Raw genomic sequence first — 23,732 nt, 5'->3', positions numbered from 1 at the left:
GATTAGCGTCGTTATTCCAGCCATTTACGCTCAAACCGTGCGCGCCGATCTGCACTCGCTCACGCGCTGGTCGTACGCCCGTATGGCCATCCGGTTGATGTTCAAATGAGGGCGCCGCCGTCTTGCGAAAGGGTGTACCAGGCTGAGGGATGCTGGGCACAAAAAGCCCGTGAGCTGGATCGTTATCGCTGGAAACTGCTGCGCGAGCGTCATGGTCGCTGTGGCAGCCTGTTGCGCCTGGTTCGTGATGTGTTGGTGGACGTGGCGGTCGGGATACGCGCAAAGGCGTGCTTGAGTGTTTCGGTGGTCACTGCACCCTGTGAGGTGCTGTTGCTACATTCGGCGCCGAAGTCCATGGCGTTGCAGCGCAAGAATATTCTGATCGAGGCCTTGCGCAAGCGTGGGCAGAACCTGACAGAGGCGGCATTACGCTCGCCGTCGGACTCCTGCGCTCAGCGAATGCTCATGGCGCCACCGCAGTCGGTGCCGCTGCGTTATCTGGTGTACGCCGCCCATGCCCAGTGGCTGGTGATGACGTATTCGCCCAAGGTGCTGATCAACGAGCGCAACGGTAGCCTTCATGCGCCGTTCCTGCGTCTGGCATTGGCTGCGCGCGACGCTCGACTGCTGCAATTGGCCCATTCCGCGACGTTGGAGTCTTCACGGCGACTGGCGATGAACGACTATGACTATTACGGCGTCTTTGGCCATAGTTCGCTGGTGGCCTTGCAAGAACGAAGATTGCGGTTCGGTGAGTCGACGGTCGTACTGGTCGGTTCTTACCTCGCTGATGAAACCTATGATCTGCCAGTCGCCAATCCTGCACTCCAGACGCTGTTGATTCTGGGAGTTGGCCCTGACCGGGAAAAAGAGCCGGGCTACCAGCGCACCTACCAGTTGCTGCGTGATTGGGCCGAACAGCATCCGCACTATCGCGTGTTGTTCAAGCGCCATCCGCGCAGCAAGGCGCAATTCTGGAGCGATGCCGCTGCGCAGTTAGCCAGCATCGAGTTGCTGGATACCAAATGCTCACTGGCAGACGCTCTGGCGCAGGCAAGCGTAGTCGTCAACATCATGTCCAATGCCGGTATCGAGGCAGGGTTGGCTGGGCGGCCGGTGATCCATGTGAACGCGGGCAGCAATGTGGATATTTTCTCTCACTCGCTGTTTTTCGGGCCGCAAGTGCGCGATGAGCAGGAGCTTTCCCGTCAGCTACAAGCGCTTGAGCAGGATTATCAGGGGCATGTGGCCCAGGCCCGGCGTTTTGCCGATTACCACCTGGTGTACGGCTCTCAGGGGTTGGCAAAGACCACTCAACTGGTCGATAACTTGCTGCGCGGCGAAGACCCTGCGCGTGACTTCGAGACCTTCAGGCTGTCTGCCGTCGGCTGACACTGGTGACTGAAGGGCTCAGGCGTTGAGTGCCAGGCTCAGTTCCCGTTCATTGCACACGCGTTGGTGGTTCAGATAGTGCTCAAGGAACTGGTTGTCCTTGAGCAGCCACTCGCGGTCCTGACGATAGCGCAACATATGCTTGAAATTTCGCAGGCGCAGGCCTTTGCGCAGTGGCTTGCGATAGGTGCGCAGGTCAGCGATGTCGATTAGCCCCAACGTGTTTTCAGGCGTCAATACCACGTTGCCCAGGTGTGCGGAGCGGAAGTAGATGCCGTCCTCGTGAAGGCGTGCAATGAACTCACCCAGTTGTGCGCGAAGATTTTCGTGATTGCCGGCACCCAGTAACTGACGCAGGGTGCGGCCGGGCAGGGGGTCGTAATGAACGGCATCGCGCTGGATGCTGGGGATGCGATAAATCTGGCGCACCGTGGGGCACTCGATGTTGCGTTCGCGCAGTATTCGGCAGTTGTCGGCGAAGCGCCGGGCGTAGGGTGCCCAAAGCGCAGATGTGAGCAGGCGCTTGCGGCGAAACAGCTTGAGTATCGACCCGTCGGTCAGGCACAGAACTTTATCCCCTTCACCATCGGCCTCGAGAACGTCAGCGCCGTCGCGCATGTTGAGATAATCGGTATTGTCGAGCGTTTGCATCAAGGCTCCAAGGCTTGGCCTGATGGGATGGGCAGCCGACTATGTTACCGCAGTGCGCATGCTGCAAAAAACCGCTGTGGTACAATCGCGTCACTTTTTAAGGTGCAGTTGCCCGTTCATGGGGTTGCCTGGCGCAATACCACAGAGTGTTTGCTCCTGATTCATGGCTTTATCCTTCTGTGCGCGGAGGAGCGAGTAACTGGGTGTTGATGTCTGCGGACTTATCGCACGTGGTTATGTTGCACTTTGGCGGGTGGATGCGGCCTATTTTTGGATTCCCTATGACGAAAATGCTGTTCATATCTTTGGCCAAACACCAAGGCCTCTATTTCAATCGGTTACTCAATGAGACCGAGCTACAAGGTAAAGTCGTTACCCCACCACAGATGCCCTGGCCGAGATCGTTGCGGATCTCCAGAGTGCTTTCGCGAATCGACTGGCTGAGCCTGATCGAAGAAAAATGCGAGGAGCGGCGCGTCAAGAACAAAAACGATGGTCGCTTTTATCGCCTGTTGTTACGTCTTGAACTCATTTGGATGGCGCTGAGTGCCCAGGCCTTGCTTGATCGCGAGCGCCCTGATGCGCTGGTGTTCTGGAATGGTTCCCATCGCTACTGCCGATTACTGACGGCACTGGCGTCGCCGGGTTGTAAGACTTTCTTCTTCGAGAACGGGCTGTTGCCCGACACCACAACCGTTGACCCGCAGGGCGTTAACTACCTGAACTCCGTTCCGCGTGAGGCCGGTTTTTACCTCAACTATCCTTATCCCGTACCGGAAAGTCAGGCGGTGCCTGTACTGATTCCACGCCAGCCTCGTAGCAGGGGCCCGGCACCGATTGTGCTGCCGGAGCAGTTCGTCTTTATTCCGTTCCAGGATGACCGCGATAGTCAGGTTCGGTTGTTTTCTCCCTGGATCAGGAACATGCGGGAGATGTTTGCCCTGGGCGAGCACCTGACCAAAGAAACCGGTCTGACGGTAGTGTTCAAGGAGCATCCATCCAGTCGCGAGACGTATCCCGAGTTGCATGCGCGTACTCACGAACGTCTATTGTTCGCCAACGGCAACGCCACTCAGCAGTTGATCGAGTCCAGCCAGTTTGTGGTCACTGTGAACTCGACGGTTGGCCTGGAAAGCCTGCTCTTGGGTAAGCCCGTGCTGACCCTGGGCCAGGCGTTTTTCAATGTCGAGGGGCTGGTGATGCATGCCGACAGCGCCGAGCAGGTGGTGGAACTGGCGCGCGCATTTGCGCAATGGCCACTCGACGCAAGGTTGAGGCGTAATTTCCTCCATTACCTCTCCGAATACTACTGCATCAAGGGTGGCTGGAAGAACGCCGACAGGGCCCAGTTGCAGCGGGTTGCCAATCGAATGCTGGGTAAAGCCGAGTGCTGACAGGAATGAAGAAACTTATCGGTAAGGATGTCCTGGCGGTGTGGGCATCCATCGGTTTTCTCGTGCTGCTGTGTGGGGCATGGGTACTCCCGGACAACAAGCTTTATCATCAATTATTGATTTTCCTGCTGTGGCTTCCCGCCCTGTTGGCACTGTTCCATCGGGATTTTCGCGAGATGCTCAAGCAACCGGAGTGCGTCCTCTTTGTCATCTTCGTGGCCTGGACGTTATTGGTGCTGGTGGTTGAGGGTGGCGACGGCGGCCTCAACAAGAGCAAGGTGACGCTCTATGTGGCCCTCTCCCTGTTAGGCGTGCTATTGGCTGCACAGAACCGCAAGTGGCGGTTCGAGTCCATGTTGCTTTACGCATCGATTTTGGGCGGTTTTTTTGCTGCGGCTTCCTGGATCTACTTTTATGAAGTATCCGCTCAACCATACAGCGGCAGGCTGATTGCCATTGGATTGTGGGACACGGCGATCACGGCCGCGCACGCGGTGGGTGCCTTGGCGATACTTGGCGCCTTCACGTTGCAGACCAAGCGCTTCAATCCCTGGGTGATGGTGTTGCTGCTGATTTCTGCGCTGGGATATGCGCTGTTTCTGGGTTTTAGCCAAACCCGCGGTGTCTGGATCGGCATGCTGGCCTGCCTGCTCGTGATGGGAGTGGCTCGCCCGTCACGTCTGGCGGGCGGGCTGATCTTTCTAGTGCTCGTAGGGGGGGTGGCCATCGCTTTGTTCGCGCCGGAAATCCTCTTGCAGCGTGGCGTTTCCTTCCGTCCCGAGCTATGGCGCGGTGGCGTTCAATTGATACTGGATCACTGGGCGATGGGGTTGGGATTCCATGGGTACCTGATTCCTGTCCCTGAAATTGGACAGGCATTCAAACATCCCCATAACCTGTTCCTGGATACCGGTGTGCGTCTCGGTGTGCCTGGCCTGCTGCTGTTCGGCTGGCTGTGGCTGGCAGCTGGCTGGCGTGGCTGGATTTCGCGCGAGCAGCCACTGGGGCAGGTATTGCTGGCACTCTGGGTGTTTTCCGGAGCGTCGTTGATGACCGATGGCATTGGTCTCTGGCTCAAGCCCAACGCGGACTGGTTGATCACCTGGCTGCCGATCGCCTTGAGTATCGTGTTGGCCGTTCGTGGGAGAAATGAAACCCAAGGTTCCACCTGGACCGTATCAGCCCCCTGATGCGCGCCTGGCTTCGAAGCGAAGTGCTACTGCTGCGGTTTCCGGCACTTGTCCTGGCTGAGCCGATGTTGTAATTCGTTCGCTGTTACAATCCGCAGCTTGTCTGTCTTTTTCAAACATACGAGGCGCGCCGAATGGCCAATTCCGACCAGCAGTCGAGCATGAAGATTTACGTGCGGTTGCTGAAATATGTGCTCCCGTACTGGGGCGCTTTCGCCATCAGTATTGTCGGCTTCGTGCTATTCGCATCCAGCCAGCCGATGCTGGCGGACATGCTCAAACATTTTCTCGACGCCCTGCAGAAGCCCAATGACACCAAGTTTCTGGGTGTCTCGCTGGTGCTCGGCGTGCCATTGTTGATCGTACTGATTGCGATCTATCAGGGTGTCGGCTCATTTCTGGGTAACTACTACCTGGCCAAGGTTGCCCGTGGCGTGGTCCACGATCTGCGTTGTGCCTTGTTCGACAACCTGTTGACCCTGCCTAACCGCTACTTCGACAACCATAATTCCGGTCACCTGATCTCCCGTATTACCTATAACGTGACCATGGTCACTGGCGCCGCCACCGATGCGATCAAGGTGGTGATCCGTGAAGGTCTGACGGTGGTGTTCCTGATCGGTTACCTACTGTATAGCAACTGGAAAATGACCCTGGTATTGCTGGCAATCCTGCCGATCATCGCGGTTCTGGTGAGTAGCGCAAGCAAGAAATTTCGCAAGCAAAGCAAAAAAATCCAGGTGGCAATGGGCGATGTGACCCATGTGGCTTCGGAGACGATCCAGGGCTACCGCGTGGTTCGCAGCTTTGGCGGTGAGACCTACGAAATTGAGCGGTTCCACAAGGCCAGCGCCGACAACATGAACCGCAGCCTTGGCATGACCCGCACTCAGTCGATCTACACTCCGGTGCTGCAGCTGGTGATTTACATCGGCATGGCCGTATTGATGTACCTAGTGCTTTACCTTCGCGGCGATGCCTCTGCTGGCGAACTGATTGCCTACATCACCGCCGCCGGTTTGTTACCCAAGCCGATTCGTCAGTTGTCGGAAGTCAGCGCTACGATCCAGAAGGGGCTGGCCGGTGCGGAGAGCATCTTCGAGCAGCTCGACGAAGAGCCGGAAGTCGATACAGGCACCAAGGAAATGGTGCGCGTCAGCGGTCGCCTGGAAGTGCGTAACCTGAGCTTCCAGTACCCGGGCACCGAGAGGGTCGTGCTCAACGATATTTCCTTTACCGCCGAAGAGGGCCAGATGGTCGCTCTGGTGGGTCGTTCGGGCAGTGGCAAGTCAACCTTGGCCAACTTGATTCCGCGTTTCTATCACCACGACAAGGGCCAGATCCTGCTCGACGGTGTGGATGTCGAGGAATACAAGCTGACCAACCTGCGTCGTCACATTGCGCTGGTAACCCAACAGGTCACTCTGTTCAACGACAGCGTCTCCAATAACATCGCCTACGGCGACCTCGCCGGCGCGCCGCTCGAAGACGTGCGCAAGGCTGCCGAAGATGCTTACGCCGCCGAGTTCATCGAGCAAATGCCCCAAGGCTACGACACTCTGGTGGGCGAAAATGGCGTGCTGCTTTCCGGCGGCCAGCGTCAGCGTCTGGCGATTGCCCGGGCACTGCTCAAGAATGCGCCATTGCTGATCCTCGATGAGGCCACCTCGGCACTCGACACCGAATCCGAGCGCCACATCCAGGCAGCCCTTGATCAAGTGATGAAAGGCCGCACCACACTGGTGATCGCTCATCGCTTGTCGACCATCGAGAAGGCTGACCTGATCCTGTTGATGGACCAGGGCCGTATCGTCGAACGCGGTACCCACGCCGAACTGCTGGCGCTGAATGGTTTCTATGCACGCCTGCACGAGAAGGACTTCGTCGAAAGCACCGACGAGGCGATGACGGAGTCCCACGTTTGATTTTGAGTTACTGGCGGGCTTGGCGAGAAAGCGGCTGGACGCCCATTGATGTCACGGCTTACGCCCAGGCCTGGCAACAGTTTGGCGGCAGCGTGGCGACTCACCCCGAAGTGGTTGAGCGCTTGGCCGGGCTGGTAGGCATCCCGGTGCGCTATCTGGGCTGGTTCGCCGACGGTGAATTGTGCGCCGCGATGCCGACCTGGGGCCGTCATGTGGCTTTGTCCAAGGACGTGCTCAAGCGTGAAGGCAAACGCGGCCTGTTCGATCTCGGCAATGCCGAGATCATTCTGCCGGCAGCCGACAGCGCACGGGTTCGTGTGCGGCATCGCATGCGTTATGTGTCCGAACTCAATGCCGAAAGCATCACCAGCCTCGTTGAGCAGCCTGAAGGCCTGGCGCTGGCTCGTGAACCCGAGGACTACAGCAAGAAGTTTCGCTACAACCAGCGTCGCGAACAGCGTTTGCTGGAGGAGGCAGGCGGCAGTATCCGGCCGATGCTGGAGCTGAACGCCAGCGAACAGGCGACCATCTATGCCGACCTGTTCCAGCGCCGATGGAACTTTGAAGCGCCGGGCAAGGCGCACCTGGCTGAAGTGTTCAGCCTGTTGCGTGAGTTCATGACTGGGTCCTTGATCTACCTGAATGATGAGCCGGTGGCGATCCAGATTCTGTATCGGGTCGAGGCGCCCAAGTGGGTTAGCCTGGAATACATTAACGGCGGTGTCGACCCGCAGAACCGCGAGTTCAGCCCCGGCAGTGTGCTCAGTTTCGTCAACACCCAAGCCGCGTGGGAGCAGGCCCGCGCCGTGGGCAAGCCGCTGCGTTACTCGTTCGGCCGCTCGGATCGCGAATACAAGGATCGCTGGTGTCACCAGGTTCCGGTCTACCAGGTTTGAGCAAGGACAAGCAGCCATGAGCGGACGCAAGCAACAGTTGCTAAAACGCCATCGCCAACGCAAACGCGCGGTATTGATCGGTGCGTTATTGGCTGCGTTACTATTTGGCATTTTTGTCGCATGGTGGCCGTTGCCGCTGTTCCTGCTGCTGGGCTGGATCGCCCATGAGGCCTGGTTCGCCGACCATCTGTTCTATGCCCCGGGCGACGATTATCACTATGAGTTTCCGGAGGATACGCCGCAGTTCCCCGCAACCCTGGTCAATGGCACCTTGCAGGTGACGGGTGACTTTGGCGGGGCGCAAACCCTGGTTTTGCAGGTGCGACTCAAGAGCCACTGGCTGGGGCGCTTTCTTGATCCTCAGGTATGGATCGGTGACGATCGTCAGGACCTGGAGCGCGGTGTTGCGGGAGAGCGTTTTCTCAATCTGTCTGGGCAAGGTCCTGCACTGGCTGCCGGGACCCTGACATTACGTGGACGCTTTTGCAGCCTGGTGCCACAGGCGACTTTGCACGCCCTGAGCAATCCGGATTTTGGCCAGCAGCGTCTGCTGATCATCGCCCCCCATGCCGATGACGCCGAACTGGCGGCTTTCGGTCTCTATAGCCGGGCGTCCGATGTGGCTATCGTCACGCTGACCCAAGGCGAGATTGAGGCCGAGAACTACCGCGATATGGGCCTCGACATCGCTCAGGCCGCCCGTCTCAAGGGTCGTCTGCGTAGTTGGGACAGCCTGGCGGTGCCGCTGTGGGGCGGGGTGCCGCAACAGCAGTGTGCGCAATTGGGCTACTACTGCCTGCAACTGAGTGCAATGGCGCAGCAGCCGGAGCAAAGCTTCGGTTCCCGGGAGTCGGGGGAGAGCGATATTCGCGACGTGCGTCGGCACAATGCCCTGAGCCTGCCGGGTGACGTCGATGGCCAGCCCCACTGGGGCAACCTGGTGGCTGATCTGGCGCGTCTGCTTGAGCATCACCGGCCCGAGGCGGTGCTGACGCCCCATCCGGAGCTGGATCCCCACAGCGATCATGTCGCCAGCACTCGCGCCTTGATGGAGGCAATTGAACTCAGTACCTGGCGCCCGCGTACCCTGCTGCTCTATGCCAATCACTTGCACGACAATGACCGCTGGCCGATGGGGCCGGCGGGTTATGGCATTGCCCTGCCGCCGACCATCGAGCCGTTACCGGCCGACGGGCTATGGAGCCCGGTGCTGGATGCCCCAACCCGCATGGACAAAGCCATGGCCCTGGGTATGCAACACGACCTGCAGGGCCGGCCACCGCTCAAAAGACGTCTGCGCCGGGTGATTCAGCGGTTGTTGGCCGGCCGTCGCTGGCCCCGCACCGGTGAAGACGAGTTCTTCCGGAAGGCAGTGCGCCGACACGAACTATTCTGGGTGCGTCCGCTGGATGCACCGCCACAGGATGACCGCCGCTGAACCCGTTGTCTCGCGTGCGGCCGCACTCTTTCGCTATGTTATTATCCGCGACGTTTTTATCGCCCCTGGAGTTTCCATGAAGTTATCCATGCCACGATTTGATCAGGCCCCTGTCCTGGTGGTCGGCGATGTCATGCTCGACCGTTACTGGCATGGTGGTACCTCACGGATTTCCCCTGAGGCGCCGGTACCGGTAGTCAAGGTCGAGCAAATCGAGGATCGCCCGGGCGGTGCCGCCAACGTTGCGTTGAACATTGCCGCCCTCGGCGCCCCAGCCTCGCTGGTCGGCGTGACCGGCGACGATGAGGCCGCCGACAGTCTGGCCAATAGCCTCAAAGGCGCTGGCGTGCGGGCGTTGTTCCAGCGCATCGCGCACCAGCCGACCATCGTCAAGCTGCGGGTCATGAGCCGTCACCAGCAACTGCTGCGTATCGACTTCGAAGAACCTTTCGCCACCGACGCCCTGGCGTTGAGCGAGCAGGTCGACGAATTGCTCGAAGGCATCAAGGTGCTGGTGCTGTCCGACTACGGCAAAGGCGCGTTGAAAAACCATCAAGTGCTGATCCAGGCGGCCCGTGCCCGTGGCATTCCGGTGCTGGCCGATCCCAAGGGCAAGGATTTCTCGATCTACCGTGGTGCAAGCCTGATCACCCCGAACCTCAGCGAATTCGAAACCATCGTCGGCGGTTGCGCCGATGAGCACGAGCTGGTGAGCAAGGGCGCGCAGCTGATGCACGACCTGGACCTCGGCGCGTTGCTGGTGACCCGCGGCGAACACGGCATGACCCTGCTGCGTCCGGATCATCCGGCGTTGCACCTGCCGGCCCGTGCCCGTGAAGTGTTCGATGTGACCGGTGCCGGTGACACGGTGATTTCCACCCTGGCGGCCGCTATAGCTGCTGGCGAAGAACTGCCTCACGCGGTGGCGTTGGCCAACCTGGCGGCGGGCATCGTGGTCGGCAAACTGGGTACGGCGGCCATCAGCGCACCGGAACTGCGTCGCGCCATCCAGCGTGAAGAAGGTTCGGAGCGCGGTGTACTCGGCCTTGAGCAGCTGCTGCTGGCGGTCGATGATGCGCGTGCGCATAAAGAGAAGATTGTCTTCACCAACGGCTGCTTCGACATTTTGCACGCCGGTCACGTGACCTACCTCGAACAGGCTCGGGCCCAAGGTGATCGCTTGATCGTCGCGGTCAACGACGATGCGTCGGTCAGCCGCCTGAAAGGGCCGGGTCGTCCGATCAACAGCGTCGACCGTCGCATGGCCGTACTGGCAGGTCTGGGCGCCGTGGATTGGGTGATCAGCTTCGCTGAAGGCACCCCGGAAAACCTGCTGCGCGAGGTCAAGCCGGATGTGCTGGTCAAGGGCGGGGACTACGGAATCGAGCAGGTCGTCGGCGCGGACATCGTGACCGCTTACGGCGGAACGGTGAAAGTGCTGGGGCTGGTGGAAAACAGCTCGACTACCGCGATTGTCGAGAAAATCCGTCAATCCGAGTGAAGCCTAAAAGATCGCAGCCTCGTTTCACTCGACAGCTCCTACAGGGAATCGCATTTCAATGTAGGAGCTGTCGAGTGAAACGAGGCTGCGAACTTTTGACCTTTTGCTTTAAGAGCTGACTTTTTTACGCGGTACGATTCTCTTCAGCAATTGCTTCGCCTTCCCGCGCAACCGCGCCAAACCTGAATCTTTCCCCGGCGGGCTCAAGCCCTGCTGCCGCACCCAATCCTTCCAGCGAATCCGCTCATCCCTCACCAGCCAGCCTTCCTGCTGGGCAAAACTCTCTGCCAGGTACAACCCGCGAGTACTCGCCGGGTACAGCTGATCCTTTTTCAAGGTATAGAGCTCGGCCATCGGTTGGCCGTCCTGCAGCGGCATCAAGTACAAATCGGGACGTTTTCGATCGAGTCGGGCCACCAGTTGATCGCCTTCCAGTCGTTCGTCGACATGAAACAAACTCAGGGATTTGGCCTCCTTGGGCACGTCCAGGCGCAAGTCATAGATCAATTGCAGCGAGGCCGTCGGCAAATGCACGTAAGCCCGTGGGCGTTCGATCAACTGCATCTTGGCGCAACGCACCGGCCGCGCCGAACCGGACAGCGGCGTCAGGCGAAACGGCAGGGCTTCGCGATAATGCAGGGCGGACGAGTAGGGCGCCGGCAGCCACGTGTCATTGAAACGCCCGCTGAGCCAGCCTTCCGGGGTCTCCAGCAGGCACTCTTCGGCAATTTCCTGAATCGCGGTGTGCAGCGGCAGGTTCAGCTCATGGGCGGGCACGTAACCGGAGATCAGTTTGAGCACCACGTCGCCGCGGTCTTGCCGACGCTGACGGACCAACACCCAGTAATCGCGATTCTGCCAATGCAGGGTCAGGCGCACCGAGACCCCGAGGTTGGCCAGCTCAAGCGAAAATCGCTGAGTGTCGGCGACCGTCACCGGGCGGCGACGCTGCAGCGTCTGGGAGAAGTTGAGCGGCATCCCGACGCTTTGATAACTCAGGCCTTCGGGAGTCGCTTCGACGAATAACGGCAGGGTCTTGAAGTTGCTCGGGTTCTTTCTTATGAGCGTACGCGGCATGTCGGCTCCTGCTTAAGGCCGCGTGGGCGGCATCAGTTTCTACGTAGGACCTGGGCAACGGTCGCGACGTTATGGGCGAGGTGCAGCGGATTAATGGTCCCGACAATAGCACTGGCAACACCCGGATGTTCAAACAACAACTCGAAGCTGGCGCGAACAGGGTCCACACCCGGACTCAGGCATACGTGGCCACTGGCGAGGGCTTTTTTGACCAGAATGGCTTTGCCGTGAGCAGCAGCATAGTCAATGACCGGCTTCTCGTTCTGCTCGTTCAGATTGTAGGTGACCATCGCGCAATCACCTTGTTCCAGAGCCTTCAAACCGCCTTCGACGGTTTTGCCGGAAAAACCGAAGCCGCGAATCTTGCCTTCACTCTTCAACTCGGCGAGGGTCGCATAGACCTCGCTGTCGTTGAGGATCGCCAGATCGTTGCCGTCGGAGTGCACCAGCACCAGGTCGATAAAATCCGTTTCCAGGCGTTGGAGGCTGCGCTCGACCGAGAGCCGGGTATGAGCGGCGCTGAAGTCGTGATGGGACTGACCGTCGGCAAACTCTTCGCCGACCTTGCTGACGATCACCCAGTCCTGACGCTGACCCCGCAGCAACGGACCGAGGCGTTCTTCGCTGCGGCCATAGGCCGGGGCAGTGTCGATCAGGTTGATGCCCAAGTCGCGCGCGAGTTTGAGCAGCATGCGCGCTTCGTCATCATCGGGAATCTGGAAACCGTTGGGGTATTTCACGCCTTGGTCGCGGCCGAGTTTGACGGTGCCCAGGCCCAGTGGCGAAACCAACAGGCCGGTGCTGCCCAACGGGCGATGCAGATCGTGCAAGGTCGGTTGGCTCATGGCAGCAGTTGCTCCCAGGCAGGCACGCCCATCGGCGGTTTTGGCAGGTCGGGCAGCGGCGCCGGATGGCTTGGCTGGATGCCGTCGCGCTGCAAGGACGTGATGACGCGATCAGCAAAGTCTGGAGCCAGCGCCAGTTTGGTTGGCCAGCCGACCAGCAGCCGGCCTTCTTCGGCAAGGAATGCATTGTCAGGGCGGGTCAGTCCCGATTGCAGTGGCTCGGCGCGATCCACTCGAAGGGTGGCCCATTGCGCGGTGCTCAGGTCGATCCATGGCAGCAACTGGCCGAGTTCTTTCTGCGCCGTGGCGATTTGCTCGGCGGGTTCGCGGGCAACACCTTCGGCTTCAGCAATATCACCGCCCAGATACCAGACCCACTGGCCATCGGCGGCCGGATGGGTGGTCACGGTAATGCGCGGCTTGGTGCCGCCGCCCAGGCAGTGGGCGTACAGCGGTTTGAGACCCGGACCTTTGGCGATGATCATGTGCAACGGCCGGCGTTGCATGGCGGGCTGGCTCAGCCCCAGCGCTTCAAGCAGCGCCGCCGTACCGGCACCGGCGCTCAAGACGATGCGCTGGGCGCGAATCTCACGCTCGTCAACCTTCAGGCCGACCAGTTTTCCACCTTCCAGCAGCGGTTCGATGTTCTGACCGGCGAGCAGGCCATCACCCGCCAGATCGGCCAGGCGCTGGATCAGGCTCGGTACGTCGATCACCAGTTCCGCCAGGCGATAGACCTTGCCCTTGAAGCGCTTGTCTTGCAGAGCGGGCGGCAGTTGCTCGCCCTTGACCTGATCGACACGGCCGCGCACGGCCTTGCTGGCGAAGAAACTGGTGAGGTTGCCGGCGATCGTGCCGGGGGACCAGAGGTAATGAGCTTCGGACAGCAGGCGCACGCCGGTCAGGTCCAGCTCGCCGTCACCGGCCAGGGCTTCACGCCAGCGCCGAGGCATGTCGGCGATGGCTTCCGAGGCGCCGGTCAGGGCGCCATGCAATGCGTACTTGGCGCCGCCATGAATGATGCCTTGGGATTTCAGGCTCTGCCCGCCACCGAGGCTGGCGCTTTCCACCAGCACGGTCGAAAAGCCCTGGCGGCGCAGGCGCGCATTCAGCCAGAGGCCGGCGACACCAGCGCCGACAATCAGAACGTCGGTGGAAATAACGGATGGCATGCAGCGACCTCAGTGTTCAAGACGAGGGCGCAGTATACAGACTCGAGGATTGGAGGTTTTGCTGGCGATCAACACGGCGAATGCAAAACCCTGTGGGAGCGAGCTTGCTCGCGATAGCGGTGAGTCAGTCAACATTGATGCTGAATCCAATACCGTCATCGCGAGCAAGCTCGCTCCCACAATGGATCGGGTTTCAAGTTCTAGTGGCCGGCGGTTTTGGAGAAGAGTTGGATGACGACGACACCCAGCACGATGAGCGCCATCCCCAGCATCGCCGGCACATCCAGCTTCTGCCCGTAGATAAACAGCGCCGCAACACTGACCATCACGATCCCCATGCCGGCCCACACCGCGTAAGCCACGCCCACCGGAACGCTGCGCACCACCAGCGTGAGCATCCAGAAAGCAATGCCGTAACCGACAATCACCAGGATCAGCGGCAGCGGGGTGCTGAAACCTTTGACCGCTTTCATCGAAACAGTGGCGATCACTTCGGCGCAGATGGCAATGGCCAGGTAGTAGTAAGCGGTCATAGGTGCATCCTCGTGTGAAGTGTTGCTTTCTGAGGTCGGCATTTTAGAGATTCTCCAGATGCGGTAAAGTCATTACCTATCTGTTTTGAAGATGGGTTGAGCCATGAACATGCAATGGAATCTGGAGCAACTGCGTCTGTTTGTCAGCGTAGCGGAGCAGCGCTCGTTTTCTGCGGTGGCGCGGGATCAGCGCAAGGCGCAGTCGGCGGTCAGCAGTTCGATTGCGCTGCTGGAAGAGGACCTGGGCGTCAGCCTGTTCGACCGCAGCAGCGGCCGCCAGCCGAAACTCACCGAGGCCGGTAATGCATTGCTGGATGAGGCGCGGGAAGTGCTGCGCCAATGCGAACGCCTTAACGGTCGGGCGCTGGCCATGATGCGCGGCCAGGAGGCGCGTTTGCGTGTGGCCCAGGATGAGGCGATGCCCTATCAGCCGATCATCGAAAGCTTCGAAGCCCTGGCTCAGCAATTTCCCAGCCTTGAAGTGCAACTGACCAGCGCCGCCCAGGGCGATGTGGCGCGCAAACTGGTGGAGCGTCGGGCCGATCTGGGGTTGCTGTTTTATCACGATCAGATTCCCGAAGCGCTGGAGCGGCGGGTGTTGGGCAGCGTCGAAATGGTCACGGTGTGCGGCGTCGATCACCCTCTGGCGAAACAGGCTCAGGTCGATTGTCAGCAACTGGCGCAGCATCGTCAGTTGCTGATGTCCACACAGTCGAGTGTCTATCCCGGCAGCGAACCGGCCAGCCCGCAAGTCTGGCGGGCCGACAGTTTCTACGTGATGGCTGAATGGCTGGTGCGCGGCCTCGGTTGGGCCTGGCTGCCGCGCCACGTGGTGCAGTACCCGGCGTATCAGGATCTGATGGTCGAACTGGCCAGCGAATGGACCCCGCCAGCGCTGGTGGTGGAGTTGGTCTGGCGCCGCGATGAACCTCTGGGTCCGGCAGCTCGTTGGTTGGCCGAACGTTTTGCCGTGCACTTGCAGACGATCGGTGAAAAAAGCCGATAAACTCCGCCGCCATGAATAGAACTCTCTACACCGCGCTGTTTTACCTGGGGCTGCCACTGGTAGCGATTCGGCTTTGGCTGCGGGCGCGCAAGGCGCCGGCCTACGCCAAGCGCATTGGCGAACGTTTCTCCCTCGGGTTACCGGCGATGAAAACGGGCGGCATCTGGGTGCACGCGGTGTCGGTGGGTGAAAGCATTGCCGCGGCGCCGATGATTCGCGCCTTGCTGCAACGTTATCCACAGTTGCCCATTACCGTGACCTGCATGACCCCGACCGGTTCGGAGCGCATCCACGCGCTGTTCGCCAATGAGCCGCGCATCCAGCACTGCTATTTGCCTTACGACTTGCCTTGCGCCGCGAAGCGATTCCTTGATCGGGTCCAGCCGAAACTGGCGGTGATCATGGAGACCGAACTCTGGCCGAACCACATCCATCAGTGCGCCAGGCGCGGGATTCCCGTGGCCCTGGCGAACGCGCGACTGTCCGAGCGTTCAGCCAAGGGTTATGGCCGCTTCGGCAAACTGACCCAGCCGATGCTCGCCGAGATGAGCCTGTTCGCGGTGCAGACCGAGGCCGAGGCGCAGCGCTTCCGTGAGTTGGGCGCCCGCCCGGAAACGGTCGAAGTGACCGGTTCGATCAAGTTTGACCTGACCATCGACCCGGCACTGCTTCAGCGTGCCGCCGAGTTGCGTGCGCAATGGCAGGCGCAGGAGCGTCCGGTGTGGATCGCTGCGAGTACTCACGAAGGTGAAGACGAAGTGGTGCTGGCGGCTCATCGTCAGTTGCTGGCCAATCATCCCGATGCGTTGCTGATTCTGGTGCCGCGCCATCCGGAGCGTTTCAATTCGGTGTTCGAGTTGTGTCGGCAGCAGGGTTTCGCCACGGTCCGTCGTTCCGCTGGCGAACCCGTCACCGTCGATACGTCGGTGCTGCTGGGCGACACCATGGGCGAGTTGCTGTTTCTTTATGCCTTGGCTGACAGCGCTTTTGTTGGCGGCAGTCTGGTGCCGAACGGCGGGCACAACCTGTTGGAGCCGGCGGCTCTGGCCAAACCCGTGTTGAGCGGGCCGCACCTGTTTAATTTCCTCGAAATCGCCACGCAACTGCGCAACGCCGGGGCGTTGCAGGAAGTGGAGGATGCCGAAGGTCTGGCGCTGGCGGTGCAGCGGCTGTTCGAGTTGCCGCGCGATGCGCAGCGGATGGCGGAGGCCGGGTTGAAAGTGATGCGCACCAATCAGGGCGCGTTGCAACGGTTGCTGGATGGGTTGGGGCGGTTGATCGAGCGTTAGACCGAGTCGCTTGACGTAAAAAGATCGCAGCCTCGTTTCACTCGACAGCTCCTACAGGATGAATACAAATCCCGTGTAGGAGTTGTCGAGTGAAACGAGGCTGCGATCTTTTACTTTTTATTGCGTCGGATTTGCCTTCAACTGCGCCGCCGCAGCCTTCGCCAGATCCGGCGGCAGGAAGTCTTTATCCGGGTTGTAATCAGCTTTGAGGTAACGCGCCAGGTCCTGCAAATCCCCCGGGTTCAACGTGCCCGCGGCCTGCTTCAAGCGCAGGTTGTCGAGGATGTAGTCGTAGCGAGTGTTGTTGTAGTCGCGCACCGAGGTGTACAGCTGACGCTGCGCATCCAGCACGTCAACAATGTTTCGCGTACCCACCTGATAACCGATTTCGGTCGCTTCCACCGCGCTTTGGTTGGAGATGATTGACTGCTTGCGCGCTTGCACCTGCTCGACGTCGGTGTTCACCGCGCGATGCAGATTGCGGGTGCTTTCGACGATTTGCCGACGCAGGGCTTCACGTTGCTGCTCGGACTGATCCAGCTGTGCATACGATTGACGCACCTGGGAGTTGATCAGGCCGCCGCTGTAGATCGGGATATTGAGTTGCAGGCCCACCGTCGTTTGCTCGACGTTGCCACCGTAAGGCTGGCCGAGGGCGTTCGGGTTGCTGAAACCCAGGGCGTCGTTATCACCTTTCTCGTATTTCGCCACGGCATCCACGGTGGGTGCATGGCCGGCCTTGCGCTGCTTGAGGGTTTCTTCGGCGGCGCTGACGGCGTAGTTGCTGGCCAACAGGTTGAGGTTCTGTCGGGCGGCCGTATCGACCCAGGCTTTGGCATCGTTCGGCACCGGCGGCAGGATCGGCAGAGTGTGGACAACCCCCCAGATCGAGTTGTATTGACGGTTGGTCAGGGTGATCAGGGCTTCGAACGCATCATCCACCTGACGCTGCGCGACGATTCGGTTGGCCCGTGCAGTGTCGTAACTGGCTTGCGATTGCAGTACGTCGGTCTTGTCCGAGAGGCCGACATCGAAGCGCTCGTTGGACTGATCGAGCTGGCGTTTGAACGCGGCTTCCTCGGCCTTGGTCGAGGCCAGGTTGTCCTGGGTGCGCAGCACGTTGAAGTAGCTTTCGGCGGTCTGCAGAATCAGGTTTTGCTGGGTGGCAGAAAGCTGCAAGGCCGCCTGCTCGTTGACGTCTTTGGCCGCCTGGAACTGGAACCAGCGATCAGCGCGGAACAGCGGTTGAGCCAGGGTCGCCTGGTAGGAATGAGCGTTACGGTTGGACGTGAGCGAAGGCTGATCGAGCGCGGTGCGCACGGCGGCAAGTTCGGCGCCGCCCGAGAGATTCGGCAGCAGCCCGGCGCGGGCCTGGGGCACGACTTCTTTCTGGGCGCCATATTGAGCGATGGCTGCAGCGAGGTCGGCGTTGTTGTCCACCGCTTCCTGATAGACGTTGACCAGATCGTTCTTGGTCGATAAGGGCGCTTCTGCTGCCCAGGCCATTCCATTGGACGCACAAGACACGGCAAGGGCCAGTGAGAGTTTGCGCAGCATGAGGCCATCCCTAAAAAATTACGCTGATAATTTGAGCTCCAAGGCTACGGCGCGGCTCATACAGCGTCAAGGCGCAGCATGGCATGGCGAGTGTAGTTGTGCGCAACGACCGCAACAATCCTGTAATTACGCCATTCATCATGGTGTTTACCGCGGTGTTGGCGTTCTTTGCCAGTTGTGTCTAGACTGGCCGGGTTCTTGTCGGGGTGCCTTGCTATGAGGCTGAGATCGAATAATTTCGGATCCCGTTGAACCTGATCAGGTTAGCGCCTGCGTAGGGAACAAGATTTCTCGTCACCCGGCGAGTCCTCTTGTGCTTCGTCCGGGATGTTGTTCGACAATCGAACACCCCTCGAGCACTGAGCACAGCACAGCTGGTTTTCCCAGCGCCCGTGCGTCCATTCGTTTACAGGTTCGCTCCGACAAAAATCCACTGCCTGGATGTGTGTCTGGAGAGCCCGTGATGACGATAAAACTAAAAAACACTACGAACCTGAGTGATTCGGCCCAAGTCGATCAGCAATCGGTTCAGCCGTTTACCCGCTCGCAAAAAATCTATGTTCAGGGCTCTCGCCCGGACATCCTCGTGCCGATGCGCGAAATCAGCCTTGATGTGACCCCGACCGATTTCGGCGGTGAGATCAACGCGCCGGTCGTTGTGTACGACACCTCGGGCCCTTACACCGACCCCAACGTCATCATCGACGTGCGCAAAGGCCTGGCCGATGTGCGTTCGCCGTGGATCGAATCCCGTGGCGACACCGAGCGTCTGCCGGGGCTGAGTTCCAACTTCGGCCAGGAACGCCTCGCCGATGCGGAGCTGACCAAGCTGCGTTTCGCTCACGTGAACAACCCGCGCCGCGCCAAGGCCGGTGCCAACGTCAGCCAGATGCACTACGCCCGCAAAGGCATCATCACCGCCGAGATGGAATACGTCGCCATCCGCGAAAACATGAAGCTTGAAGTGGCTCGCGCCGCCGGCCTGCTGGACCAGCAACACGCCGGTCACAGCTTCGGTGCCAGCGTGCCGAAAATCATCACCCCCGAATTCGTCCGTGACGAGATCGCCCGCGGTCGCGCGATCATTCCGGCCAACATCAACCACACCGAACTGGAACCGATGATCATCGGCCGTAACTTCCTGGTGAAGATCAACGGCAACATCGGCAACAGCGCTTTGGGTTCGTCCATCGAAGAAGAAGTGGCGAAACTGACCTGGGGCATTCGCTGGGGTTCGGACACGGTCATGGACCTGTCCACCGGTAAACACATTCACGAAACCCGCGAGTGGATCATCCGTAACTCGCCGGTGCCGATCGGTACGGTGCCGATTTATCAGGCCCTGGAAAAAGTCGACGGCGCTGCCGAAGACCTCACCTGGGAGCTGTTCCGCGACACGCTGATCGAACAGGCCGAGCAGGGCGTCGACTACTTCACCATCCACGCCGGCGTACTGCTGCGCTACGTGCCGCTGACCGCCAAACGCGTGACCGGTATCGTTTCCCGCGGTGGTTCGATCATGGCCAAGTGGTGCCTGGCGCACCACAAAGAGAACTTCCTCTACACCCATTTCGAAGACATCTGCGAAATCATGAAGGCCTACGACGTCAGCTTCTCGCTGGGCGATGGCCTGCGTCCGGGCTCGATTGCCGACGCCAACGACGCGGCACAATTCGGTGAGCTGGAAACCCTCGGCGAGCTGACCAAGATCGCGTGGAAGCACGACGTGCAGTGCATGATCGAAGGCCCGGGCCACGTGCCGATGCAGTTGATCAAAGAGAACATGGACAAGCAGCTGGAATGCTGCGACGAGGCGCCGTTCTACACCCTCGGCCCGCTGACCACTGACATCGCGCCAGGCTACGACCACATTACCTCGGGTATTGGTGCGGCGATGATCGGCTGGTTCGGTTGCGCGATGCTCTGCTACGTGACGCCGAAGGAACACTTGGGTCTGCCGAACAAGGATGACGTGAAGACCGGGATCATTACCTACAAGATCGCCGCGCATGCCGCCGATCTGGCGAAAGGGCATCCGGGCGCGCAGATCCGCGACAATGCCTTGAGCAAGGCGCGTTTCGAATTCCGTTGGGAAGACCAGTTCAACCTGGGCCTTGATCCGGACACCGCTCGTTCGTATCACGATGAGACCCTGCCGAAGGACTCGGCCAAGGTCGCGCACTTCTGCTCCATGTGCGGGCCGAAATTCTGTTCGATGAAGATCACCCAGGAAGTCCGCGAATACGCGGCCAACCAACGCATCGAAACCGTCGACGCCGAAGTCGCCCAGGGATTGGCGGACCAGGCCGAGCGGTTCAAACAGGAAGGCAGTCAGCTGTACAAGAAGGTTTGATCTGACCTGAAACGGTGGGGCCTGCACAGGCCCCATCGCCAGCAGGCTGGCTCCCACATTGGATTTGTGGCGTTCACAAGTCCCCTGTGGGAGCCAGCCTGCTGGCGATTGAGATCTACACAACAACAAATGTCCCTCTGAGATAACACCCTTGAGCATTCAACCCAGCACTTATTCCCCTGATATTGCGGTGCCCAAAGACAAACGTGTCTTCGGCGGCCGCGATCTGTTTTCCCTGTGGTTCTCCCTCGGCATCGGCCTGATGGTCCTGCAGACCGGCGCTCTGCTCGCGCCAGGTCTGGGCCTGTCCGGCTCGCTGCTGGCCATCTTCCTCGGCACCTTGGTCGGCGTTTTGCTGCTGGCCGCCGTCGGCGTGATCGGCAGCGACACAGGCCTGTCATCGATGACCGCGCTCAAGCTCAGCCTCGGTGCAAAAGGCGCGAGCTTGCCGGCCGTGCTGAACCTGCTGCAACTGATCGGTTGGGGCTCGTTCGAAATCATCGTCATGCGCGACGCCGCCAGCCTGCTCGGCGCGCGGGCGTTCAGCGAAGGCAGTCTGCTGTCGAATCCGCTGCTCTGGACCGTGTTCTTTGGTGGTTTGGCGACCTTGCTGGCCGTTAGCGGTCCGCTGACATTCGTCCGTCAGATCCTGCGCAAGTGGGGCATCTGGTTGCTGCTGGCCGCGTGCATCTGGCTGACCTGGAACCTGTTCGCCAAGGCTGATCTGGTGGCGTTGTGGGCGCAGGCCGGAGACGGTTCGATGTCGTTCGCCGTGGGCTTCGACATTGCCATCGCCATGCCGCTGTCCTGGCTGCCACTGATTGCCGACTACTCGCGTTTCGGCAAGCGTGCGAAAAACGTGTTCGGCGGCACGGCACTGGGCTTCTTTATCGGTAACTTCTGGCTGATGAGCCTGGGCGTGGCCTACACCCTGGCGTTTGCGCCGAGCGGTGAAGTGAATGCCTTGCTGTTGGCATTGGCCGGTGCCGGTTTGGGGATTCCGCTGCTGCTGATCCTGCTGGATGAGTCGGAAAACGCCTTCGCCGACATTCACTCGGCGGCCGTTTCCAGCGGAATTCTGTTGCGCTTGAAAGTCGAGCACCTGGCCTTGGCCATCGGCGTGATCTGCACACTGATCGCGTGCCTGGCGCCATTGGCCCAGTATCAAAACTTTTTGCTGTTGATCGGTTCGGTGTTTGCGCCGCTGTTCGGCGTGGTGCTGGTGGATCACTTCATCCTGCGCAAACGCGGTGCTCGCGTGGCGTCAGCCGCATTGCGCTGGCCGGCGTTGCTCGCCTGGTTGGGCGGGGTGAGCACCTATCATTTGCTGGCTAATCTGTATCCGGACATCGGCGCAACCCTGCCGTCACTGATTCTGGCAGGGCTGCTGCAACTCGTGCTGGGTCGGGCCTTCAGTTACGGCCAGGAAACAGCTCGGGCTTGATAATGCCGTTCAGGCGTGGGTAAGGGATCTTCAGTTCGACGTGACCCAGCGCGTAAGGCGCGATGGTGCTCACTTCGTACTTGAGGATCACCCCGCCGTACGTCAGTGCCACGTTCTGGGTTTTCTGGAACGGCCACTGCTTCACGAACTCCGGTTCCTGATCGAGCTTGGTGCTGATCAGCCAGCTGTTGTGCGCGACTTGTGCGGCTTTCCAGAACGCCTCTTCCTGCCCCGGCACCAACATATCCGACAGCGTCAGCACTTTGTGTTGCTGGCGTGAATAGTTGATGAAGCTGCGGCCTGGTGTGCCGTGGGCGCCGCCGGTGTCCAGGTAGCTGGAAAATTCGACGATCACCAAGCCGTCATGCTGCTCACGTACCTTGGCTTGCAGATAGCTGCTGTAGCGCGGGCCGGCACTGCTCAAAAACTGCTCGCGATACGCGGCCAGCGTCGGCGCCACCGGGGCGTCGGGCGAGGTGCGGGTCATTTGCAGCAGGCGTTTTTCGATGATGCCGTCAAGTGCAGGTTCGGCGGGGAAGCGCAGCGTATCGATGTTCACCAGCGGGCAGTCAGGAGTTGTGCAACCCGGTTTCAGTTGTTCGGATGCATCGCGGGTAGTTTCCAGCGGCGTCCGGTAGTTGGGTTGGAACAAACTCTGGCAGGCGCCCAGGGTCAGGGCGATTACAGCCACGGAGGCGATTTTAAAAAGCGACATGGGCGTCCTTCATAAAACAGGGAAAGGCAAAAAGTTATCCGCTTCGACTATCAACGAAGCAGTCAGTTCGCCACTAAGCTAATTAGAGTTGGTTTCGCCCTCACCGTCTATCCCGCTGACTGTAAAGGGGCTGCATCAAACGTCGCGGGCGCGTTAGGATGGCGCGAAGTCGAGGTTGCAAGTAACAAAAAGGAGCCTCATAACGGATTTGCAGTAAAGAGGATAGTCATGACTGATTTTGCCAACGCCATTCCGACCGCCGTTGATATCGTTCGGCGCGAAAAGTGCTACGAGGGCTTCTACAAGCTCGATCGAGTGCACTTGCGTCACGAATTGTTCGCCGGTGGCATGAGTCGCGAGATCAATCGTGAAGTGTTTGTTCGCCACGATGCGGTGTGCGTTTTGCCGTACGATCCGCAGCGCGATGAAGTGGTGTTGATCGAGCAGTTTCGCGTCGGCGCCATGGGCAAGATTGACAATCCTTGGCTGATCGAACTGGTCGCCGGTCTGATCGACAAGGATGAAGTGCCGGAAGAAGTTGCTCACCGCGAAGCGCAGGAGGAAGCTGGGCTTGTGTTCGGGGCGCTCTGGCCGATGACCAAATATTTTCCATCGCCGGGCGGCAGCAATGAATTCGTGCACTTGTACCTGGGGCGTTGCGACAGCACCGGCGTCGGCGGCCTGCATGGGCTGGAGGAAGAAGCAGAAGATATCCGCGTCACGGTCTGGGCGTTCGAAGATGCCCTGCAGGCCGTACGCGACGGACGAATTGCCAACGCGGCCAGCATCATTGCCATGCAATGGTTAGCTTTGAACCGCGCTGAAGTGAGGGGGTTATGGTCGTAAACAAACTGCGCGATCGCTATCGGGTTGACCTTGTGGGGCTGCAAGCCTCCTGCGAGGCCAACTACGCGCGCCTGATGCGACTGTTGCCGGACATGCGCAACGAGCCGGAGGCGCGGCGCATTGCCGTGACCCACGGCGACCAGATGCTCGGCGTGCTGGCCCTCGAAGTACTGCAGGTCTGCCCGTACACCACAACCTTGCAAGTGCGCCAGGAACACAGCCTGCCGTGGTTACCGGTGCCGCAACTGGAAGTTCAGGTCTATCACGACGCGTGCATGGCCGAAGTCGTCAGCGCCGAACATGCGCGACGCTTTCGCGGCATCTATCCTTACCCGAATGCCTCAATGCATCAGCCGGACGAAAAGGCCCAGCTGAATATGTTTCTGGGCGAATGGCTGAGCCATTGCCTGGCCTGCGGACACGAGTACGCCGTCGTTCGATAGATGTGAACTGTGTCAGCTTCACAGGTTTCCCCTTTTGATCATCCCCCAGCATAATTGCGGCACTC

The 23,732-nt window shown here is 59.9% G+C and carries 20 protein-coding genes and 1 riboswitch; of the genes, 13 read left to right on the top strand and 7 right to left on the bottom strand.

The features are described from left to right. Positions 1-105 precede the first annotated feature (105 nt). Complete coding sequence (locus ACMXYJ_RS31075) at positions 106-1,392, top strand: capsule biosynthesis protein (protein WP_415758198.1); 1,287 nt, start codon at positions 106-108, stop codon at positions 1,390-1,392. Positions 1,393-1,410: 18 nt separating this feature from the next. Here the strand turns inward: ACMXYJ_RS31075 and ACMXYJ_RS31070 are convergent, their stop codons facing one another. After that, a complete protein-coding gene (locus ACMXYJ_RS31070; protein ID WP_415758197.1) occupies positions 1,411-2,043 on the bottom strand; it encodes a toluene tolerance protein in 633 nt (210 codons plus the stop codon). Positions 2,044-2,462: 419 nt separating this feature from the next. Between ACMXYJ_RS31070 and ACMXYJ_RS31065 the strand changes: the two genes are divergently transcribed. The 6 genes from ACMXYJ_RS31065 (at position 2,463) to hldE (ending at position 10,387) form a co-directional block, all read left to right on the top strand. Next, positions 2,463-3,437 (top strand): capsular biosynthesis protein, encoded by a 975-nt coding sequence (locus ACMXYJ_RS31065; protein WP_415758196.1) that lies wholly within the window; start codon positions 2,463-2,465, stop codon positions 3,435-3,437. A gap of 5 nt (positions 3,438-3,442) precedes the next feature. Continuing rightward, positions 3,443-4,627 carry an O-antigen ligase family protein gene (locus tag ACMXYJ_RS31060; protein ID WP_415758195.1) on the top strand — a complete coding sequence of 395 codons (1,185 nt, stop codon included), beginning with the start codon at positions 3,443-3,445 and terminating at the stop codon, positions 4,625-4,627. A gap of 134 nt (positions 4,628-4,761) precedes the next feature. Then, on the top strand, positions 4,762-6,552 hold the full coding sequence (gene msbA, locus ACMXYJ_RS31055; RefSeq protein WP_415758194.1) for a lipid A export permease/ATP-binding protein MsbA: 1,791 nt from the start codon (positions 4,762-4,764) through the stop codon (positions 6,550-6,552). Then, complete coding sequence (locus ACMXYJ_RS31050; protein ID WP_415760829.1) at positions 6,552-7,448, top strand: GNAT family N-acetyltransferase; 897 nt, start codon at positions 6,552-6,554, stop codon at positions 7,446-7,448. Before msbA ends, ACMXYJ_RS31050 begins: the two co-directional genes overlap by 1 nt. A 16-nt stretch (positions 7,449-7,464) precedes the next feature. Continuing rightward, the gene (locus ACMXYJ_RS31045; protein WP_415758193.1) at positions 7,465-8,886 is read left to right on the top strand and encodes a PIG-L deacetylase family protein; all 1,422 of its coding nucleotides are present in this window, start codon (positions 7,465-7,467) and stop codon (positions 8,884-8,886) included. 76 nt (positions 8,887-8,962) lie between these two features. Beyond that, positions 8,963-10,387: a bifunctional D-glycero-beta-D-manno-heptose-7-phosphate kinase/D-glycero-beta-D-manno-heptose 1-phosphate adenylyltransferase HldE gene (gene hldE / locus ACMXYJ_RS31040; RefSeq protein WP_415758192.1), complete on the top strand. Its 1,425-nt coding sequence runs from the start codon at positions 8,963-8,965 to the stop codon at positions 10,385-10,387. Positions 10,388-10,495: 108 nt separating this feature from the next. On the opposite strand, the gene ACMXYJ_RS31035 is transcribed toward hldE, so the two are convergent. From ACMXYJ_RS31035 to ACMXYJ_RS31020, 4 genes are all read right to left on the bottom strand, one after another. Next, positions 10,496-11,464 (bottom strand): metal ABC transporter ATPase, encoded by a 969-nt coding sequence (locus tag ACMXYJ_RS31035; RefSeq protein ID WP_415758191.1) that lies wholly within the window; start codon positions 11,462-11,464, stop codon positions 10,496-10,498. Between the two features lie 32 nt (positions 11,465-11,496). Next, complete coding sequence (locus ACMXYJ_RS31030) at positions 11,497-12,309, bottom strand: aldo/keto reductase (RefSeq protein WP_415758190.1); 813 nt, start codon at positions 12,307-12,309, stop codon at positions 11,497-11,499. Continuing rightward, positions 12,306-13,481 (bottom strand): NAD(P)/FAD-dependent oxidoreductase, encoded by a 1,176-nt coding sequence (locus ACMXYJ_RS31025; protein ID WP_415758189.1) that lies wholly within the window; start codon positions 13,479-13,481, stop codon positions 12,306-12,308. The genes ACMXYJ_RS31030 and ACMXYJ_RS31025 overlap by 4 nt, the downstream gene beginning before the upstream one ends. A 200-nt stretch (positions 13,482-13,681) precedes the next feature. Then, positions 13,682-14,014: a DMT family transporter gene (locus ACMXYJ_RS31020; RefSeq protein WP_008027887.1), complete on the bottom strand. Its 333-nt coding sequence runs from the start codon at positions 14,012-14,014 to the stop codon at positions 13,682-13,684. 103 nt (positions 14,015-14,117) lie between these two features. Here ACMXYJ_RS31020 and ACMXYJ_RS31015 point away from each other — a divergent pair, with 103 nt between their 5' ends. Together ACMXYJ_RS31015 and waaA are read left to right on the top strand one after the other, a co-directional pair. After that, a complete protein-coding gene (locus tag ACMXYJ_RS31015; protein ID WP_415758188.1) occupies positions 14,118-15,020 on the top strand; it encodes a LysR family transcriptional regulator in 903 nt (300 codons plus the stop codon). Positions 15,021-15,031: 11 nt separating this feature from the next. After that, on the top strand, positions 15,032-16,309 hold the full coding sequence (gene waaA / locus ACMXYJ_RS31010; protein ID WP_415758187.1) for a lipid IV(A) 3-deoxy-D-manno-octulosonic acid transferase: 1,278 nt from the start codon (positions 15,032-15,034) through the stop codon (positions 16,307-16,309). A gap of 117 nt (positions 16,310-16,426) precedes the next feature. Here waaA and ACMXYJ_RS31005 read toward each other — a convergent pair whose 3' ends face one another. After that, complete coding sequence (locus ACMXYJ_RS31005; RefSeq protein ID WP_415758186.1) at positions 16,427-17,866, bottom strand: TolC family outer membrane protein; 1,440 nt, start codon at positions 17,864-17,866, stop codon at positions 16,427-16,429. Between the two features lie 192 nt (positions 17,867-18,058). Then, a riboswitch (TPP riboswitch) is annotated at positions 18,059-18,164 on the top strand. Positions 18,165-18,329: 165 nt separating this feature from the next. Between ACMXYJ_RS31005 and thiC the strand changes: the two genes are divergently transcribed. Together thiC and cytX are read left to right on the top strand one after the other, a co-directional pair. After that, on the top strand, positions 18,330-20,219 hold the full coding sequence (gene thiC, locus ACMXYJ_RS31000) for a phosphomethylpyrimidine synthase ThiC (RefSeq protein ID WP_415758185.1): 1,890 nt from the start codon (positions 18,330-18,332) through the stop codon (positions 20,217-20,219). A gap of 151 nt (positions 20,220-20,370) precedes the next feature. Next, a complete protein-coding gene (gene cytX, locus ACMXYJ_RS30995; RefSeq protein WP_415758184.1) occupies positions 20,371-21,663 on the top strand; it encodes a putative hydroxymethylpyrimidine transporter CytX in 1,293 nt (430 codons plus the stop codon). Here the strand turns inward: cytX and ACMXYJ_RS30990 are convergent. Then, complete coding sequence (locus tag ACMXYJ_RS30990) at positions 21,632-22,378, bottom strand: RsiV family protein (RefSeq protein ID WP_415758183.1); 747 nt, start codon at positions 22,376-22,378, stop codon at positions 21,632-21,634. The genes cytX and ACMXYJ_RS30990 overlap by 32 nt on opposite strands. 228 nt (positions 22,379-22,606) lie before the next feature. Here ACMXYJ_RS30990 and ACMXYJ_RS30985 point away from each other — a divergent pair, with 228 nt between their 5' ends. After that, positions 22,607-23,224, top strand: a complete 618-nt coding sequence (locus ACMXYJ_RS30985; protein WP_415758182.1) for an NUDIX domain-containing protein — start codon at positions 22,607-22,609, stop codon at positions 23,222-23,224. After that, entirely contained in the window at positions 23,215-23,667 is a 453-nt protein-coding gene (locus ACMXYJ_RS30980; protein ID WP_008153350.1) for a DUF1249 domain-containing protein, read from the top strand. The genes ACMXYJ_RS30985 and ACMXYJ_RS30980 overlap by 10 nt, the downstream gene beginning before the upstream one ends. The last annotated feature ends 65 nt before the right edge of the window (positions 23,668-23,732 follow it).

Origin of the sequence: Pseudomonas arabinosi (genome assembly GCF_047758675.1) — a bacterium.
Taxonomy (GTDB): Bacteria; Pseudomonadota; Gammaproteobacteria; order Pseudomonadales; family Pseudomonadaceae; genus Aquipseudomonas; species Aquipseudomonas arabinosi.
The sequence above is the reverse complement of the archived record's forward strand: the minus strand, read 5'-3'. Positions and strand labels throughout refer to the sequence as shown.

Bases quoted from the DNA above. Each gene is read 5' to 3' on its own strand.
- ACMXYJ_RS31075 (WP_415758198.1), top strand. From the start codon at position 106: ATGAGGGCGCCGCCGTCTTGCGAAAGGGTGTACCAGGCTGAGGGATGC.
- ACMXYJ_RS31070 (WP_415758197.1), bottom strand. From the start codon at position 2,043: ATGCAAACGCTCGACAATACCGATTATCTCAACATGCGCGACGGCGCT.
- ACMXYJ_RS31060 (WP_415758195.1), top strand. From the start codon at position 3,443: ATGAAGAAACTTATCGGTAAGGATGTCCTGGCGGTGTGGGCATCCATC.
- msbA (WP_415758194.1), top strand. From the start codon at position 4,762: ATGGCCAATTCCGACCAGCAGTCGAGCATGAAGATTTACGTGCGGTTG.
- ACMXYJ_RS31045 (WP_415758193.1), top strand. From the start codon at position 7,465: ATGAGCGGACGCAAGCAACAGTTGCTAAAACGCCATCGCCAACGCAAA.
- hldE (WP_415758192.1), top strand. From the start codon at position 8,963: ATGAAGTTATCCATGCCACGATTTGATCAGGCCCCTGTCCTGGTGGTC.
- ACMXYJ_RS31035 (WP_415758191.1), bottom strand. From the start codon at position 11,464: ATGCCGCGTACGCTCATAAGAAAGAACCCGAGCAACTTCAAGACCCTG.
- ACMXYJ_RS31030 (WP_415758190.1), bottom strand. From the start codon at position 12,309: ATGAGCCAACCGACCTTGCACGATCTGCATCGCCCGTTGGGCAGCACC.
- ACMXYJ_RS31025 (WP_415758189.1), bottom strand. From the start codon at position 13,481: ATGCCATCCGTTATTTCCACCGACGTTCTGATTGTCGGCGCTGGTGTC.
- ACMXYJ_RS31020 (WP_008027887.1), bottom strand. From the start codon at position 14,014: ATGACCGCTTACTACTACCTGGCCATTGCCATCTGCGCCGAAGTGATC.
- ACMXYJ_RS31015 (WP_415758188.1), top strand. From the start codon at position 14,118: ATGAACATGCAATGGAATCTGGAGCAACTGCGTCTGTTTGTCAGCGTA.
- waaA (WP_415758187.1), top strand. From the start codon at position 15,032: ATGAATAGAACTCTCTACACCGCGCTGTTTTACCTGGGGCTGCCACTG.
- ACMXYJ_RS31005 (WP_415758186.1), bottom strand. From the start codon at position 17,866: ATGCTGCGCAAACTCTCACTGGCCCTTGCCGTGTCTTGTGCGTCCAAT.
- thiC (WP_415758185.1), top strand. From the start codon at position 18,330: ATGACGATAAAACTAAAAAACACTACGAACCTGAGTGATTCGGCCCAA.
- ACMXYJ_RS30990 (WP_415758183.1), bottom strand. From the start codon at position 22,378: ATGTCGCTTTTTAAAATCGCCTCCGTGGCTGTAATCGCCCTGACCCTG.
- ACMXYJ_RS30985 (WP_415758182.1), top strand. From the start codon at position 22,607: ATGACTGATTTTGCCAACGCCATTCCGACCGCCGTTGATATCGTTCGG.
- ACMXYJ_RS30980 (WP_008153350.1), top strand. From the start codon at position 23,215: ATGGTCGTAAACAAACTGCGCGATCGCTATCGGGTTGACCTTGTGGGG.